The organism is Bacillus australimaris (assembly GCF_001307105.1).
GTDB classification, from domain to species: domain Bacteria; phylum Bacillota; class Bacilli; order Bacillales; family Bacillaceae; genus Bacillus; species Bacillus australimaris.
In genome coordinates, this window is record NZ_LGYN01000012.1 from 1 (window position 1) to 17015 (window position 17015).

At 40.0% G+C, this 17015-nt stretch carries 22 protein-coding genes, 1 tRNA gene and 1 riboswitch; of the genes, 4 read left to right on the forward strand and 19 right to left on the reverse strand.

Going from position 1 to position 17015, the window contains the following annotated elements; genetic code table 11:
* The first annotated feature begins 286 nt into the window (after window positions 1-286).
* A riboswitch (TPP riboswitch) is annotated at window positions 287-388 on the forward strand.
* Window positions 389-486: 98 nt separating this feature from the next.
* Window positions 487-1062: an energy-coupled thiamine transporter ThiT gene (thiT, locus tag AKG37_RS06595; RefSeq protein WP_060698087.1), complete on the forward strand. Its 576-nt coding sequence runs from the start codon at window positions 487-489 to the stop codon at window positions 1060-1062.
* 239 nt (window positions 1063-1301) lie between these two features.
* Here thiT and AKG37_RS06605 read toward each other — a convergent pair whose 3' ends face one another.
* The 3 genes from AKG37_RS06605 to AKG37_RS06615 form a co-directional block, all read right to left on the reverse strand.
* Window positions 1302-1856, reverse strand: coding sequence for a GNAT family N-acetyltransferase (locus AKG37_RS06605; RefSeq protein WP_060698089.1), 555 nt, complete (start codon window positions 1854-1856; stop codon window positions 1302-1304).
* Between the two features lie 154 nt (window positions 1857-2010).
* Window positions 2011-3558, reverse strand: coding sequence for a flotillin family protein (locus AKG37_RS06610; protein ID WP_060698090.1), 1548 nt, complete (start codon window positions 3556-3558; stop codon window positions 2011-2013).
* A gap of 11 nt (window positions 3559-3569) precedes the next feature.
* On the reverse strand, window positions 3570-4100 hold the full coding sequence (locus AKG37_RS06615) for an NfeD family membrane protein (RefSeq protein WP_060698091.1): 531 nt from the start codon (window positions 4098-4100) through the stop codon (window positions 3570-3572).
* 204 nt (window positions 4101-4304) lie between these two features.
* Here AKG37_RS06615 and AKG37_RS06620 point away from each other — a divergent pair, with 204 nt between their 5' ends.
* Complete coding sequence (locus AKG37_RS06620; protein ID WP_193391699.1) at window positions 4305-4784, forward strand: DinB family protein; 480 nt, start codon at window positions 4305-4307, stop codon at window positions 4782-4784.
* Window positions 4785-4824: 40 nt separating this feature from the next.
* Here AKG37_RS06620 and AKG37_RS06625 read toward each other — a convergent pair whose 3' ends face one another.
* Together AKG37_RS06625 and betB are read right to left on the reverse strand one after the other, a co-directional pair.
* Window positions 4825-6033 carry an iron-containing alcohol dehydrogenase gene (locus tag AKG37_RS06625; protein WP_060698093.1) on the reverse strand — a complete coding sequence of 403 codons (1209 nt, stop codon included), beginning with the start codon at window positions 6031-6033 and terminating at the stop codon, window positions 4825-4827.
* A 27-nt stretch (window positions 6034-6060) separates the two neighbouring features.
* On the reverse strand, window positions 6061-7530 hold the full coding sequence (betB, locus tag AKG37_RS06630; RefSeq protein WP_060698094.1) for a betaine-aldehyde dehydrogenase: 1470 nt from the start codon (window positions 7528-7530) through the stop codon (window positions 6061-6063).
* Window positions 7531-7737: 207 nt separating this feature from the next.
* On the opposite strand from betB, the gene cudC reads away from it, so the two are divergent.
* Both cudC and AKG37_RS06640 read left to right on the forward strand, forming a co-directional pair.
* Window positions 7738-8295 carry a choline uptake/conversion transcriptional regulator CudC gene (cudC, locus tag AKG37_RS06635; protein WP_060698095.1) on the forward strand — a complete coding sequence of 186 codons (558 nt, stop codon included), beginning with the start codon at window positions 7738-7740 and terminating at the stop codon, window positions 8293-8295.
* A gap of 72 nt (window positions 8296-8367) precedes the next feature.
* Window positions 8368-8440 (forward strand) — tRNA-Ala (locus AKG37_RS06640).
* Window positions 8441-8801: 361 nt separating this feature from the next.
* Here the strand turns inward: AKG37_RS06640 and AKG37_RS06650 are convergent.
* From AKG37_RS06650 to AKG37_RS06710, 14 genes are all read right to left on the reverse strand, one after another.
* Entirely contained in the window at window positions 8802-9605 is an 804-nt protein-coding gene (locus AKG37_RS06650) for a peptidoglycan recognition protein family protein (protein ID WP_060698097.1), read from the reverse strand.
* A gap of 19 nt (window positions 9606-9624) precedes the next feature.
* Window positions 9625-9888 (reverse strand): phage holin, encoded by a 264-nt coding sequence (locus AKG37_RS06655; protein ID WP_019743388.1) that lies wholly within the window; start codon window positions 9886-9888, stop codon window positions 9625-9627.
* Window positions 9889-9900: 12 nt separating this feature from the next.
* Window positions 9901-10113 carry a BhlA/UviB family holin-like peptide gene (locus AKG37_RS06660; protein WP_060698098.1) on the reverse strand — a complete coding sequence of 71 codons (213 nt, stop codon included), beginning with the start codon at window positions 10111-10113 and terminating at the stop codon, window positions 9901-9903.
* A gap of 56 nt (window positions 10114-10169) precedes the next feature.
* Entirely contained in the window at window positions 10170-10316 is a 147-nt protein-coding gene (locus tag AKG37_RS18495) for an XkdX family protein (protein ID WP_077233700.1), read from the reverse strand.
* Window positions 10317-10670, reverse strand: a complete 354-nt coding sequence (locus AKG37_RS06665; RefSeq protein ID WP_420805455.1) for a hypothetical protein — start codon at window positions 10668-10670, stop codon at window positions 10317-10319. It abuts the gene before it with no gap.
* Window positions 10667-12079: a hypothetical protein gene (locus AKG37_RS18500; protein ID WP_077233701.1), complete on the reverse strand. Its 1413-nt coding sequence runs from the start codon at window positions 12077-12079 to the stop codon at window positions 10667-10669. The genes AKG37_RS06665 and AKG37_RS18500 overlap by 4 nt, the downstream gene beginning before the upstream one ends.
* A gap of 101 nt (window positions 12080-12180) precedes the next feature.
* Entirely contained in the window at window positions 12181-12324 is a 144-nt protein-coding gene (locus AKG37_RS06675; RefSeq protein WP_060698100.1) for an XkdX family protein, read from the reverse strand.
* A complete protein-coding gene (locus tag AKG37_RS06680; protein ID WP_060698101.1) occupies window positions 12321-12641 on the reverse strand; it encodes a hypothetical protein in 321 nt (106 codons plus the stop codon). The genes AKG37_RS06675 and AKG37_RS06680 overlap by 4 nt, the downstream gene beginning before the upstream one ends.
* Window positions 12642-12654: 13 nt before the next feature.
* On the reverse strand, window positions 12655-14040 hold the full coding sequence (locus AKG37_RS06685) for a hypothetical protein (protein ID WP_060698102.1): 1386 nt from the start codon (window positions 14038-14040) through the stop codon (window positions 12655-12657).
* A gap of 48 nt (window positions 14041-14088) precedes the next feature.
* Window positions 14089-15216, reverse strand: a complete 1128-nt coding sequence (locus tag AKG37_RS06690) for a pyocin knob domain-containing protein (RefSeq protein WP_060698103.1) — start codon at window positions 15214-15216, stop codon at window positions 14089-14091.
* Between the two features lie 7 nt (window positions 15217-15223).
* Complete coding sequence (locus tag AKG37_RS06695; RefSeq protein ID WP_060698104.1) at window positions 15224-15397, reverse strand: XkdX family protein; 174 nt, start codon at window positions 15395-15397, stop codon at window positions 15224-15226.
* Window positions 15394-15723 carry an XkdW family protein gene (locus AKG37_RS06700; protein WP_060698105.1) on the reverse strand — a complete coding sequence of 110 codons (330 nt, stop codon included), beginning with the start codon at window positions 15721-15723 and terminating at the stop codon, window positions 15394-15396. The genes AKG37_RS06695 and AKG37_RS06700 overlap by 4 nt, the downstream gene beginning before the upstream one ends.
* Window positions 15724-15733: 10 nt before the next feature.
* Entirely contained in the window at window positions 15734-16612 is an 879-nt protein-coding gene (locus AKG37_RS06705) for a hypothetical protein (RefSeq protein ID WP_060698106.1), read from the reverse strand.
* Window positions 16613-16626: 14 nt separating this feature from the next.
* The gene (locus AKG37_RS06710; protein WP_060698107.1) at window positions 16627-17010 is read right to left on the reverse strand and encodes a phage tail-collar fiber domain-containing protein; all 384 of its coding nucleotides are present in this window, start codon (window positions 17008-17010) and stop codon (window positions 16627-16629) included.
* Between the last annotated feature and the right edge of the window lie 5 nt (window positions 17011-17015).

Here is a 17015-nt window from a genome sequence, read left to right on the forward strand (position 1 = left end):
TTAGTTTTCAAAGATCATCTTCGCCGTCTCTCAGAGGCGACTTTATTAATATAACATTCTATCAAGATAAAGTCAACAACTTTTTTTCTTAATGTTATTTATCAAGCGCGCTGTTTCAGCGGCGAATACAAATATAACACCTTTTGAAAGAAGAAACAAGTATTTTTTCTAAATAATTTATTTTTCTTTATCTCTTCCTATATATTGATACGAATACGGCTTTTCACGGGAATTGTCTATTGTTGATTCTGCAGGTCTTTAGTATATTTATAATAGATTGAAACTAAATAACCGCAGGGGGAGCTTTGTGCTGAGAGTGAACATTCGTTGTTCTGACCCTTTGAACCTGTCAGTTAATACTGAAGTAGGAATGTGGAATTACTTGAATACATATGGTGTATTCAAATCGATATGTTTTTCTATGAATAACATACTCATCCTTACACGGTCTCTCCTTGCTCAATTCATGAAAAAGGAGATTTTTTTATGCAGCAATCAAATCAATTGGTACGACTGATGGAAATCGCGATTATGACTTCACTTGCACTTGTATTAGATTACTTATCAGGTCTCTTTTTAAGAATGCCGAATGGCGGATCTCTTGCACTGATCATGATTCCCGTTATTCTTATGTCTATTAGATGGGGAATATCTACTGGGTTTATCATTGGTGTGTTAATCGCAGGTCTTCAGCTGATGAATAGCCCAATCATCGCTACACCTGTTCAAGGATTCCTTGATTACTTTGTCGCATCTGTTGTCATTTCTCTAAGCGGCCTGTTTTCTGGATTGATTAAAAAAGCCATCCAGGATCAAAAGCGAAAGCAGCAATTCTTCTATATTACCTTATCTGTTTTTGTTGCTAGTTTCTTCAGACTGCTGACGTTCTTTATTTCTGGCGTTGTTTTCTTTTCTCAATATGCACCAAAAGGAACACCAGGATGGGTTTACTCCTTAATTTATAACAGCACATATATGGTTCCTTCATTTATTATTTGCAGTATCGTTCTTTGTATACTCATCCCAAGTGCATCCCGTTTGGTTTTTCCTCGTCAAAAATAACCGGCTGATTCAGCTGGTTATTTTTTTATGCATAATTTTCCGCTCTATGGAATCTATTAATAATAGAAGATTTCATGCTGGAGGTACGACTATGAGCCCTTACTCCATTATGCTGTGCTGTTATATTTTCAGCCTTGCTTATTTTTTGGCAGGTTTCTATGAAGCTTTAAAAATAGCTGGCGTGAAAGGAAAAGTAGAAGCTTCACCGTTTATTTCTTACATTTTGCTTGCTGTGCTTTTCACTTTTTTCTCTCATTATTACTGGAAGCTGACGATTTGATTCGTTGTATATGGTTTTTTAATATAGACAGCTCCCACCCATATCCTATTTCATTATGGTTCTCGCCAGCCAGCTCAAACTGGCTGGTCACGACAAAACTAGGTTGAAGCTTTTGATAAAATTGCTTTGCCGTATTTTCTTCAAATACCCATAGCAGCATATTTTGATAACCCTTTTCTATTAAATAATCCACTCCGTTTGCCATTAAAGCAACACCCGCACCTGATTTCTGTTTCTGCTGTAATAAATAGATAGCATAAAGCTCTCCATCATATGTAGAATAACGTTCGTCACGTTGTTTTCCAAAAGAAGCAAAACCAAATACACCATCCGCATCTTCTGCGACAAACGTTCCTTCAAGCGACCTTCTTCTCCAGCTCTCTTCCCGCTCTTCAATGTTTAAACTATCTAAATACTCCTGCGAAATGATCCCTTGATAAGTCGTCTGCCAGCTTTTCACATGAATCTCAGCGATTTTAGGAATATCTTGTTGTACAGCATGCCTTACCTTCATCTGCGTCACTCCTTTTAGCTTTTTCCACACTATCTTCATGATTAAAATCCAATTGGTCGTTTTGTCAACGTACTTCCTACAACTTATACTACAGAAAAGAGCGGGAAAGTTAAAATTTCAATAGACACCTTCCATCAGAAGGTGTCTATTGATTTTATTCTTCTATTTGATGAGCGGCTTTTTCGATTTTTCTTGGCTGTTTGATCTCATTTGTCAGCTCTTGAATGCTTTGCTTCACATTGCCTTTGCCTGAAAAATTCTCAATAATTTCTTTGACATCAATTCCTGAGGATGCTTTTAGGCTTTCTTGAAGACTGGACATGAGGTTCGTGGCATAGCCTGTAACTTTATTGGCACCGCTGCCTTCTCCGTTACCACCCGTATCCACAACAGTAATTTTGTCAATGTTAGAAAGCGGTGCAGATACTTGCTTCGCATATTCAGGAAGCATTTTGACAATCATATCAAGGATCGCTGCCTGGCCATACTGTTCGAATGCTTCCGCAATTTTCTCTTTTGCTTCGGCTTCTGCAAGTCCTTTCAGTCTAATGACTTCTGCTTCTGTTTCCCCTTTCGCACGATCTGCTTCTGCTTTGGCAAGCCCGTCAATACGGACTTTCTCAGCTTCTGCTTTCGCCATTGCTTCAATGCTGTATTTCTTCGCATCTGCTTCAGCGAGACGTTTCGCTTTTTCCGCCGCAGCCGACTGCTCTACAGCATAACGGTCCGCATCTGCTTTCTTTTTCACTTCAGAATCGTATTGACGTTCACGACGCTGAATCTCTTTTTCTTCTAATTCAATTTGTTTCTGACGTTCGATGATTTTGACTTGCATTTCTTGTTCAGTTACGTGCTGGCGGTTCCGAGCTGTTTCAAGATCGTACGCTTGGTCAGCGCTTGCTTTCGCTGTATCCTGTTCACGTCTGAATTCGGCTCTTTTCAGTTCATTGATTTTTTCTGCCTCAGCGATTTCGGTAGCACGCTCAAGCTCAGATTTCTTCGCATCTTTATCTGCTTCTGCACGTTTAATCCGCGTTTCTTTATCTGCTTCAGCAGTTGCAATATCTGCGTCACGTTTCACCTGGGCAATTCTTGGTTTACCTAGAGATTCTAAATAACCATTTTTATCACGAACATCTTTAATCGTAAACGACACGATGACTAGACCCATTTTCGCTAAATCTTGCGAAGCGACACGTTGTACTTCTTGAGAAAATTTCTCTCTGTTTTTATAAATCTCTTCGACTGTCATTGATCCTAAGATGGAGCGTAGGTGTCCTTCTAGTACTTCTCTCGCTTCGTTTTCACGATCTTCTTTTGTTTTACCTAAAAATTGCTCTGCAGCAGTAGCAATTTCTTCAATCGATCCACCAATTTTAATGATGGCCGTTCCATCCGCCATGACCGGTACACCTTGTTCAGTATAGACTTCAGGCGTTGAAACATCTAGCTTGCTAGATAGTAAGCTGAGCGGTTCTGCTTGTTGAAAGACTGGAAGTACAAAGGTACCGCCGCCTCTTACAATCTTAATCTTGTTTCCACCTTCGTCCACGTGGACATTTTTACTTCCTAGATAACTTCCTGTAACGATTAACGCTTCATCTGGACCTGCTGTCCGGTATTTAGAAACAAATACACCAATAAGTGCAATAAGAATCACAAGCACAATTCCAATGATAACTAAAATGGTTGTTCCTGGCATAGCATTCCCTCCTAGATTTCTTCATTTGGTATTACGGATAAGACACCTTTGTTCACTTCGACGACTAGCACGCGGGTTCCATATGGAATTTCCTCTTGGTCGAAGCTGACAGCTGGCTTAGAGATTTTCCCGCTATTACTGACCAACAGCACTTCTCCAAACCCGTCTTTTGGAACAGATACAATGATCTCCCCAGTTCTTCCTTTTAAATCGGCCTCCATATAAGAAAGAGATTCTTCAGCAGAGGAAAGCGGGACTAGAACAAATACATTCAAACAAGTCACAAGGATCACTGCGATAATGGCAGATAATACTGCGCCAAGTCCGCTTCCTACAATTGCTGTTTTTTCAGAAATAAACCCTCCAGCCGAGAAAAAGGTAAGAAATGCGAGGATCAATGTTGGTTGCAGGAATGGGACAGGGATCGCGTCAAACCATCCATCAAATACATCGCCGAAAAAGACGAAAACAAGTGTCAGGATTCCTGATATCATCAATATGTATAAATACAGCGTCTGAAAAGGCAGCCCGAACACATCCATCTTCCTCACCCTTTCTTCATGAAATGAACAGCCTTTGTTTCATTTAGACCACACTCACCTCCAATGTATTCCTTCTAACAGGTAATACGAACCACTTTTGTAAAGGTTTCATATTTCATCACAATTCTTCAAAGGAATTCTCGAATAGCTCAAGAATGATTGTCATGTACCATTATGTTAAAATTTGATCTTGAGGTGAGTAAAATGAGTTTATTACATGATGCAAGACAAGAATTGTGGCACGAGCTGCAAGGTTTGAACGAAGATCAATTGAACCAAAAATTATCTGATGATACTTGGAGTATTCAAGAGGTAGCAGATCATTTAAAGAAAATGGACCTAGTTGCAGCAAAACATCTAGCTGCTGAGGGAAAAAAAGCACCGATCAAAGAATATGAACCAAAGCCGGTGGAAATGGCAGAGGACCGTTCGAAAAAAGCCATTGCGCCTAGTATTGTTAAGCCTGAGCACAAACATGTGACACCTACACATTTAAAGGATGAGCTCGATACAGCACGTGAGCAGCTCAATCAAATTTTATCAACATTTACTGAGGAAGATTTCAAACGCGTCATTGCACACCCCGTGTTTAAAGAACTATCCCTTAAGCAATATCTTGATTTTATCGGCGCACACGAAAAACGCCATATTCATCAAATCAAAGAAATTAAAGAACAACTATAAGACAGAAAAAAGACTCCCCTTTGGGAGCCTTTTTTCTTTGTTACACCGTTTTGGGTGTTAACTCAAAGCAGCGAGCATAAATCCAGTTGTACGCTTTTTCGTTTAGATCTCTTGGGTTTCCAACTGTTTGCGGATCTTTCATCGCTTCTTTAGATAAACGATCAATCATATCTTTTGATACACCTTGTTCTTCTAATGAAGGAACTTCTAAATCATCTACTAAATCATACATCCAGTTCACGGCTGCTTTGGCTGCTTCCTCTGTTGACATTCTGCTTGTATCAATACCAAACGCTTGCGCAATTCGAGCGAATTTTTCCGGATATCCTTTCCAGTTATACTCCATCACTGGTCCCATCATCGCTGCAACACACTGACCATGCGCTACAGGAATAATGCCTCCGAGTGTTTGACTCATTGCATGAGCCGCTCCAGCTGATTCGCTTCCATATGAAAGACCAGCGAGCATTGCAGCTTGTGCCATTCCATATCTCGCTTCTAAATCCTCGCCATCAGCAAAAGCGCGGCGAATATAATGAGCTGCATATTCAATGGCCATGAGCGCTACCGCATCAGTAATGGGCTGAGCAAATTTCATCGTATAGCATTCAATCGCGTGAGCAAGTGCATCAATTCCAGTCATTGCTGTCACATGAGGCGGCATGGATACATGAAGCTCTGGGTCAATCACTGTTAAGTGAGCTGCAATAAGTGGTCCACCAGTATTGAATTTGAATTCTCTTTCTTCATCCGTAATCACTGCCCACTGCGTGACTTCTGAACCTGTTCCGGCTGTTGTCGGAATGGTGGTTAAAGGCGGAATTCTATTTTCAAGCGGTTTTTTTCCATCTGCCGCTTCATAATCAAGAACTGAGCCTTCATGGGTCGCCTCTACTCCGATTGCCTTCGCTGTATCCATTGAGCTTCCGCCGCCTACTGCGACTAATCCATTACAGCCTTCTTTTTCATATAAAGCAGATCCTTCGTTCACTAGACGGACTGGCGGATTAGGCTCTACTTTATTAAATAGAACGACATCAATTTGCGCTTCTTTTAATGAAGCAATCACTGGGTCCACCACGCCCGCTTGATAAATACCGGGATCTGTTACAAGCAATACCTTTGAAACGCCATATGCTTTCACTTCTTCCCCAACATGTTTCACTGCGCCAATGCCATGTTTAATGACAGTCGGTATTTCAAATGTATGAAATTTCTGCATGCTTTCAATTTTCATATTTAGTGTCATATAGAATCTCCTCCAAATGTGTGATTTTTATTTAAACCAATGAACTGCTTCAGGTTTTGTATTTCGATATACATGCTTCAATTCAGTGTATTCTTCAAGTCCCGTGCGTCCTAACTCACGCCCAATACCTGATTGCTTGTATCCACCCCAAGGTGCTTGCGCGAAATAGGGGTGGAAGTCATTGATCCAAACCGTGCCTAATCTTAATTGACGAGCCACTCTTTCAGCTTTGCTGATATCCGAAGACCACACAGCTCCTGCTAATCCATAAATCGTATCATTTGCCAGCTCGATAACTTCTTCCTCTGTACGGAAGGATTCGACTGTCAGGACAGGCCCAAAGACTTCTTCCTGTACAATCCGCATATCTGACGTGCAGCCAGAGAAAATGGTCGGCAAGTAGAAGAACCCATTTTGAAGTTCCTCTGCGTCAGGTCTTTTTCCGCCTGTTTCTAATGTTGCGCCTTCTTCTAACCCGATGCTGACGTATTTTTCTACTTTTTCTCGATGCTCAGCTGAGATGAGCGGTCCACTCTGCGTCCCTTCATCAAAGCCGTTGCCTAGCTTGATTTTTTTCGTACGCTTCACCAGTTCTTCTAAAAATTCATCATGAATGGATTCTTCTACTAGCAAACGTGAACCTGCTGAACACACTTGCCCTGCATGGAAAAACACAGCATTCATTGCCTGGTCAACCGCTACGTCTAAATCAGCATCTTGAAACACAATATTCGGATTTTTCCCGCCTAGCTCTAGAGCGATTTTCTTCACATTACCGGTGGCTCCCTGCATAATTTTCTTACCTGTTTCAATACCGCCTGTAAAAGAAATGAAATCCACTTGATCACTCACAGCAAGTTCATCCCCAACTGTCGCCCCAGGTCCGAGCACTAAGTTTGCAACGCCTGCTGGAACGCCCGCTTCTTCCATGAGTTTAAATACTTTGATCGTTGTGAGTGGTGTGATTTCACTTGGCTTTAAAACGATTGTATTCCCCGCCACAAGAGCAGGAGCGATTTTCCAGCTTGCTTGAAGCAATGGATAATTCCAAGGAGTGATTTGTCCGCATACACCGACAGGCTCCCTGACTACTTCACTTTTCGAGTTCGGAATTGGCGATGCGATGATTTCCCCGCCATCTTTATCAGCCAGACCTGCGTAATATTGGAACACGTTCGCAATATCGTCCATATCTGCTTTGCTTTCCTCTAATGTTTTACCTGTATCAAGCGATTCTAAAGTGGCTAGTTCATCAAGATCACGTCTAATCAATTCTGCAATCTTAAACACCAAATTTCCTCTTTCAAGTCCAGGCAGGTTTGCCCAGTCACCTTGATCGAAGGCTTTCCTCGCTGCTTTGATGGCTAGCTGCGCATCATTTCTAGATCCTTCACTGACTGTCGCGATCACTTCTTGATTAAATGGATTGATGATATCCCGCGTGTCGCCACTTTTAGCGCCAACCCATTGCCCATCTATAAATAGTGTTTGACTCATAGAAGGAACCTCCCCTGTTTTTCTTTGATAAGTTTGTTAAATAAAAACTTAACGTTTTGAACATAATAAACGTAACATGTTCAAATTTTTCTGTCAAAGGGAGATATGCTTCATTTTCTTTTGACATTTTGCATTCTTTCGTTAACATATAGTCCATAAAGATTTTTTTGAACGTATTGAATTCTCTTAATAGAAAGCAGGGACAAAATGAAAAAGCAGGAACAGCCACAAGCAGAAGAACGTATTTTAGCTGCTAAAGATCTAGTCATTGATTCCATAGCTGAAACGATGGATCTCTACGGCATTACACGAAGTGCGGGTATTCTCTATGGGACCATGTATTTAAATGAGGAAATGACACTCGATGAAATGCGTGAAGAACTGCAAATGAGTAAGCCAAGTATGAGTACAGGTGTAAAAAAACTGCAGGACATGAATATTGTCAAAAAGACGTTTCACCGGGGCCGAAGAAAACATAGCTTTGTTGCTGAAAAAGACTTTTTTAAGTTTTTCATGAACTTCTTTCCGCAAAAATGGGAACGAGAGGTCGAGGTCAATTTAGCGGCGATTGAAGAAGCGCAAGAGCAGCTTCAAGAGATGGCGAGTGACGATCATCTGGAAGAACATGTAAGAGAGGAAGCGCAGCAGCTCCTTGAGCAGCTTGAACACTCAAAGGCCTATTATGACTGGTTGAGACGATTAGCTCACTCTGTTCATTCTGGCGAAATCTTTGACTTTATTCCAATTGAGCAGAAGGAAAAATAGACGATGTGCTTGCGTTTTACATCTTGAATTTTACAGGAGGATTGATTATAATAAATTATGTCGCAATACTTCGGGGCATTAGCTCAGCTGGGAGAGCGCTACGCTGGCAGCGTAGAGGTCAGCGGTTCGATCCCGCTATGCTCCATATGAAAAACCATTCTTGAGAAATCAAGGATGGTTTTTTTATTTGCATAACTCTTAATATTCTGATCGTTCTTTGTTTTTTCGTAATCTTAATAACTTTATGATGTGGTACGTGATCACAGAAAGATAAGTCGTGATGAGAATGATTATGTAGGACATAGGGAAATTGCTCGTCATTCCGTGATAAATGAAATAGATGAGTAGCACTGACAGCATGATAACTTGAAACAGTTCTTTTTTCATTTTTCTCTCTCCAAACCATGATAGTGATTTGGTCGATTATATCATATATGATGTCATTTTTTGTTAGCTATCAGCAAGGAAGCAACTCTTCACTTGCTGATAGCACTTTAGATAGATCGTCACTTTTTCTGTAATTGTTCGATTTTCTTCTTCGTTTTTGGTCCGTAAATTCCGTCTGCCGCTAATCCGTTCATGAGCTGGAACCGTTTAACCGCATTTGCCGTTTTCGGTCCATAATAACCATCAATCCCGTTGTTTTTTGCCCCTTTGTCCGGGTAAAAATGGAGAGAAGATAAAGCTTTTTGCACCGCTGTGACTTGAGGTCCTTTTGTTAAAGGCTTAGTTACTTTTAAAATGCCGGATGGCAGATTTGACGATTTCTGTTTGGAAACGGGTGCTTTTTGGCTCAAGCTTTTCGCCTGAACTGGTTTTCTTGTGCTTTTGCTGCCTGAATGCGCTGTGGCTATGCCAGCTTTAAAATGATCCCATCGTCCGAGAAGTTTCCTTGGACACTCTTTTCCGCTCCAATGTTTATGCGGCACTACATTTGATAAAGGAATTCCGAAATCTCCTATCAGCTTCCGAATGAGCCATTGGGCATTTTCTACTGCTTGTTCAAAGTTGCCGTCTACATTTTCACAAATTTCAATTCCAATCGATTTCATATTGCCGGTGCCTCTGCCATCCCCTGCGTGCCAGCCGTTTTCGTCTAACGGTAAATGCTGATAAATCACCTGATCATCAACAGTGTAATGCCAGCTGACCCCAGTGCTTGAACGTGCAACAAAAGCTGCATGACTCGCCGCATTTGCACCTTTTGCTGTGTTTGACGTATTATGCACCGTAATATAGAGCGGTTTCATCCTATTTGCTGGTCTGTTTCGATTTTGTTTTGGAATGAATGCTTGAATGATTTTAACCATGCTGTTTCTCCTTTAAATATTATTTTGTTAGCCCTCTTTGTTTCAGGGCATCTTTTTGCAATTGACCTTTGTAAGTCACATAATTGTTTTTAAACCATGCGATAACAGCTGTAACCATGGTAAAAATAGTGGAACCCGCCACATAAAGTGCCTCTCCAGCGGTTTGCACTTGCTCCTCACTAATCGGCAGCACCGTCTGTCCAAACATCACAAGCGTTTGATTGATAAGAGCAATAAAAAGAAGCACTGTGCGAATCACAGTGCCTTTGTCGAATGTTTTCATGATTTTTTCCTCCTATTTTAAATTTCGTTCAATTTTATCAAGCTTGTCGATCACGACGTCATACTTCTCACTAAATTTTGCTAACACATCATTTTGAGCATCAATTTGTTCATTGAGTTTGTTTTCTCGTTCCTTTGTTGTGTTTAATACGTAAAACAGTACCCAACAAAACAACACTGCAAATGGTCCCTGTGTCATTAAATATTGAGTCAAATCCATTTCCACTGCACTCACCTACTCCCTCACTTTGCGCATCCTTAAAGAAGGCAAAATAAAAACGCCTATTCAGCGTTTGTTTGATATTCTTCTTTTGTTATTTCTTTGTATTGTTCCGGCGTGATCTTCTCAAAGCGAACAAATTTTGCTACGTCTTCATTTTCATAACACTTCCATTGATAGAACAATGAAATACTACGGAACCAATCCAATTAAGTGACCCCCTTTTCATTCAGCAACTTGATAAGTTCTGTTGTTGTTTTTGATTGTTCTTCTGCTATCTGTTCTAAATCTGCCAGCTGCTGAAGCAGATCAGCATTTTGCTGTTTTAATAGATCAATTTCTGACGGTGGCATCGGCTTTGGCTGCAAGCTATCAATGTATTCCTGTGTAGCCGACTCATACCATGCTCTTTTCGTTTCATTGTATTTACCTTTGTACAAACCATCTTGTGGTCTTACATCTGTATATCCTTTTGGAATGTCTGCGTCCCCTTCAATTTCTATTTCTTCCCCTGGAAGGTAATTAAATTTTTCATCGTATTTATATATCCACTTCACTTTCATTCCTCCTTTGCCGCTATAAATTTAAAGCCAAACGTGATAAATTCATTTGGGTTTGTTGAATTGGAGACGCTTTGAATATACACATTACCACCAGTATCAATATGTGTTCTGTGTGTTTGTGGTGTTGAACCAGCGCCGATACTAGATGCTACCCCTATAAAATGGATAGCCTGTATAGGACGATAACCACTTGGCAATGTAAAAACAGGTACTTCAAAACCGATAGTCCCCCCTGTAATAGAACCGATTATCCCTACCTCTCCAAATGAATTCTTATAAAATTGCACTTTTTGAGTGCCGTATTGTTTCCATCCGTTTAATATTGTTGTTGGGGACTTCCATTCTAGTTGCTCTGCACTGGTTAGCAAACGTTCCCATTTTGACCATACGCCATTCGCTATAGTCTTACGCCACGTGCGGTTTAAGTTGTCAAAGCCAATTGCCTGCCCGTACGTACCTGTGTTATTACAAGTCCAAATCCCCCTTAACGCATTACCCGGGCCATTGGTTGGTGCATTTGCAGATGCAAAATGAACTAAACCTCGATACTTTGGTAATACTTCATGGAAATCTTCTGTATTTCTGATATAAGCCTTCCCCTGTCCATTCATATCAGTAATAGGAAATGATTGAATCGCATTTAAATCTGTAGATGTGAGCTGCCTTTCCCATTCAGTCCATGTATAGTCAATCTTCCTAATTCTATAAAAAGAGTTCAGACCATTGACTGCATCATATATAGTTTGTAACAGGGTATTTCCATAACTGATAACAATCATAAATGCCCTTTTGATCCCTTGTGGACCATTTAGACCTGCATTATAAACGAGATACATTCCTGTTTCCGTAATTTCGTTATAGTCGGTGGTCTCACTTGCACCTTTATAAATAGGTCTACCATTATTTTGAGTCAATTTATATAACTGTCCGTTGTTCCATTTATCTTTTTCAGCTGTTGTCGGGAGCTGTGTCCAAGTGATAGATATGTGACTAGAATAATAGTAGAAGTAATATGCATTTCCGGATGTATCTATTGCAAAGCCCGTTCCAATATTATTTTGTCCCACTGTCTGTATCCCTCTAATGGCATATTGTGAAGGGCTATCCTCTATTCCACTGGGAGCATAAAATGTACATGTCCCTTTGTCTTTAATTGAGTCAAAAATTTTTGTGCCGGCAGGAATATTTAAAAGTTGTACTCCATTATCACCTGTAATTTTATATAGCTGCGACTCATTCCATTTCTTTTTTTCTACTTCTGAAGAGTGTTGGCTAGAATCACCGATATGAAGAGTTAATTGTTCTGATATACCAGTGTCGTTATAAAGCAATGTTTTCAACATATCGTTGAATAGATCAGCATGAGCTTTGTCACTCGTTTCAAAAGAACGAGGAGTTTTTATATCCAATGATATCTCTCCTTTTTAAAATTATATAAAATGTAAAAACAACAAACCCAACCTCAATCTTGCTCCCCACAATCCTTCTTCCGGGCAAAAAAATAAAGCATTTAGGCTTGGTATGTTTCTCCTGTTATGTCTTGATAGTCATGTACGGAGATCCATCCAATGCTTACATAAAATGCAATATCCTCTTGGCTGTAACACTGCCAGTCCCAAAATTGTTTGATATCTGCTACAGTTGGAAACATCATTCTGAATTTCCCTCTTTCTGCATAGCCAATAGCTGCGTTAATTGTTTTGATAACAAAGCATTTTGTTTTTTCAAAAGTTCTATATCATTTGGCGGGAGAGGGGCTGGTTTTAGGCTATCTATATACTCCTGTGTAGCTGATTCATACCATTGTTGTTTTTCCACATCAAATGCAGCTTTATAAAAAGAAGGATTATTGGGTGGTGCAATTGTTGTGCATTGATCTGGAATGACATAATTGCCTTCATCATCCCTTTCGAACACTTCGATAGGTCTGACCAATTCATTTTGATGATTGTATTCATAGGCTTGTATCATTTTTATCACTTCCTTAATTTAATGGGACGACCGTGTCTAAATAGTAGCCAGTTACTGCACTATCATTCGCTGCCAGTAAACCAGTTAGCTTTAGCTCTCCTGTCTTATATATAAGTAATTTACTATGACCCGTTGTACCTGATACTGGAACTGATACTACTAGACCTTTCTCTGGTAAACCCGCGGCTGGAATCCATCCACAGATGATTTCTCTATTTGCTTTTAGATGCCCTCTCAGCAATAACAAATTTCCCCATTTTACATATTCGACTGGTCTATCCCCTATAGATGAACTTTTGTCTAAGGTAACACTCAGCCACGTGACATTTTCAAATTCAGAATTTGTCACTAGCTGTTTCCAGCCCCTGAAGATCCCATCTGTATGAGTAGTTCCGTACCAATGAGTATTATCGTAGCTTCGACTCACATGAAATGTTTTGCGGTTGTTTCCCGTTTCTAAAATATCTACATTAAACCAAGAAGCATCGGTCGTTGATGGCATATTTATTGCATTCGTTCCAGAGACATAATAAAAACCGGAGGGCAGAGTGAGTATATCTGTACCAGTCGGTATCAGCATTCTATTTCCATTCGCTTTCAATAATGGGTGCTCGTTCAGCCTCTTCCAGCCGCTCCATTCTTGCTGAGTACCGGTAACATCTGTCGTCGATCGATTAATGTATACATCGCCTGTGTTATTTGCCCCAATTATCCAGCCATAGGTATTTTCACTAAAGACTGATAAGGCCCTCATAGAACTTTTTGTTGGCAGATCGGGGTGTGCTTCATGGATATACCAGGAGTGCACGCCCGGTAATTTGATGAGTTTATCTAAAATACTAGGATCGTTTGCATTAATTCTTTCGTATGCTTTTCCATCGTCAGCAGTAATTTTAGATAGTTGTCCTGCGTCCCATTTGTTTTTTTCGTTTTGAGTAGGCATTTGCAACCAATTGATCGCAATGTCATTCACATGATAGTTAAAACAAAATGCATTACCTGAAGTGTCAATTGCGATTCCTACACCGATATTATTTTGACCTACTAGCTGAAAGCCCCTTAATGCTGCATTGCCTATAGCAGGAGAATCAACTACTCCAGAACCTCCCGGGGCATAGAACGAGCAAGCACCTAACGATTTAATCCCGTTATAAATGCTGCCGCCGGCAGGGATATTCACCAACTGGGACCCGTTATCATTTGTCATTTTATATAACTGAGATTGATCCCATTTCTGCTTTTCTTTTTCAGATGCATGAGATGTTGTATCATTTTTGTGTTGATTGATTTGATCTAATAGTCCATTATCATTCTCAAGAATAACCTTGATCATGTCATTAAACAGATCTGCATGGGCTTTGTCACTGACTTTAAAAGAACGAGGTGCCTTTATCTCCATTATCATTCTCCTTATATATATCAGTTCTAAATATCGGTTTTATTGGATTCATCTTGTACTGAACTTAAAACCAAATGTAATAAACTCAGTGGGATTAACAGTATTTGAAGATGATTGTACACATACATTACCCTGTTTATCTATTAACGTACGATGGAATTGAGGTACTCCTGGTGTTCCTGTACTTGAAGCGACTCCTACAAAATGCATCGCCTGTTTCGGCCGAAATTCTTCAGGCAAAATAAACACTTCGTTATTTCCTAAAATTCCACCTTTTACAGCACCTACTATCTCTACTTCACCTAAGAGATTCTTACGATATTTTACTGGCAAATTAATAGGGTCATATTCCTTCCAATTGCTTTTAAGCTCTTTAGGTGTTTCCCACGAACCTTCCAATAAATCTGATAGTGTGATTTGCTTCTCCCATGGTGTCCATGATTCTGCATTGTGTTTAAGAACTCTAAAGTATGTGTTCTTCCCATATACAGATTCATATGCTATTTGCACTAATGTAGTGCCATAACTCATGACCAACAAAAACACTCGATTAAAGGATGATGGACCGTTTATACCTTGGTTATAAATAAGATACATTCCTGTCTGAGTGAGAGTGTTATAGTCTGTCTCGCTAGCAAATCCATGATAAATGGGCTTTCCATTATCTTGTGTGATTTTTACTAATTGACCGTTATCCCATCTTGCCCTATCGCTATCTGTAGGCAGCTTTGTCCATGTAATCGACGTATCACCGGTATGATAATAGAAAGAATATGCATTACCTGAACGATCAATTGCAAAGCCAGTTCCACTATCCTCCTCCCCTACCGTCTGCATGCCTCTTATCGAGACATTCGATAGGGAAGGAGAATCTTCCACACCCGCAGCTGCATAAAATGTACATGTTCCTTTTCCTTTAATTGCGTCAAAAATTCTTGCATTGGCTGGAATGTTGATTAGCTGACTTCCATTATCGGCTGTAATCTTATAACTCTGTGATTCATTCCATTTCTCCTTTTCTGTTTCAGATGCATGTATTTTCGCATCATTTGTATGTTTTAAGATTTGTTCTACTAGTCCAGTATCATTTTCAAGTAGTACGTTGACCATGTCATTAAACAGATCTGCATGCGCTTTATCATTCACTTCAAAAGGTTTTGGTTCTTTGATATCCAATCACTCTTCACTCCCTTGCCTTAACATTTGGTTCAATCTCTTGCAGCTGCTCTAAAGTGAGCATCCTTTGCTCATATCCTTCATTTAGATCTTCCATTGAACAATCCCCCAGTTCAATTGCTTGTTTGACTAGCTCAGGTGTCGCCCATTGAAAATATAATGCCATGACCCAATAATTCATGATTCACTCTCTCCTTTAATGAAAAGGATCTCATTTTTTAGCGCTTTTAGTTCGTTTGATAGAAGATCACATTGGTGTTCAAGCTGTTTTCTCATCAGCTTTTCTTTGGCTACTTCTTGTGCTAGATAATCTAGTGGAAGAGGTGGTTGATACCTCGGGTTGGCTTGTGATTCTTCCCACCATTTTTTTAATTCTTCTGCCGTTGGCTTTGGCACGTCTAGATGCCACTCACTTATATATGAACCGTCGCCGTCATTTCTCAGTTCAAAATCCTTTTGCGGATCAGCATCAGGGTATTTATACTTAATAGCTTCATATAAAATCATCAGAACCCTCCTATACTCTCGGGAAATTACGTCCGCCTATTTCTGTAATATCGAAATAGTTGTACCAGCCTGAGTTCTCAGATACGTAGCGGCTAACATCTCCGTCATATCCTGCATACATATAAATTTCTAAATAATCCCCTTTATTAGCAGGTACATTGGCAGCACCATAAATTCCCGTACTCAAGCTCAATGTATCAGATGGGCTTCCAGGGCTTTGTCTATGGTGTGCGATATTTTTATATCTTTTTCCATTCAAATAGATTGATAATTCAAAGTTTGCGTATCTTTGAAAACTATCAATATAAACACCTGCATTTACTAAATACATCCCATTTTCGGGACAGATGAAGCGATTATTATTGATGTCAAAATTATTATGACTATCTTTTATCTTTCGATTAAAGAGGACTTTTTGGTACTCTCCCTTGGTTAACAGCTGCTTACCAGTTGTACCAATGTTCGTATGAAGAAAACCAGAGATTTTGTGCCACTCGGTCCAGCCAGACCCCGTCCACCAATGACGGCACCACGTACCTGTGCTATCAAAATAACTGCCTGCTTCGTTTCCAGTCCCATAGTAATATTGAATAAATCGAAAGTTACTATATTTTTCATTTTTCACAAAACCGTATCTTGTAGGGTATCCCGTATCATTGGCTTGACCAATATCCATGAATGTAATACCTATTGGATATTCTTCGCCGCTGACTGATGCATCTTGAATGGCTTGATCTCCCGTTAATTTGAATAAGCTTTCATTTGTGATACCTGCAATTTGTTTACTAAGCGCATTGTCGTTCTCTACAAGGGTGTCGACCATCCGATTAAACAAGTTAGCATGGGCTTTGTCTGAGGTTTCAAACGGTAAAGGTGATTTTATATCCACTTCTTTTCCCTCCATTAATAAATATCATCAATCTCAAAAACGAATTCGATGTCGCCGTCTTTTTGTTTGTCTGTCATAGTGCGGATGGCGGTGAATTTGCCGTCTTCGTCGACCAGTGCTAGTTCGTTGATGACTTCTCCTGCAAGTTCTCCTTCGGCGATCGTGCAGGTATAGCGGATTTTTGCTGGCTCCATGAAGGTAAATGAATCAATATTTTTTTGGACCAGTTCCTTTTTAAGTGCTTGTTCGGTGCCGTCGAGAGAGAGCGGTTTTCCATCCTTCGTTCCCCCATTTCCAAATGCCATTTTGACGACTTTTGTGAGTTTTGTTCCTTCTGCTCTTGCCTTTGCCATTTGTTGTCGTGCATACAGTGTTGTTACGGTTAATTGATCAGCCATTGTGA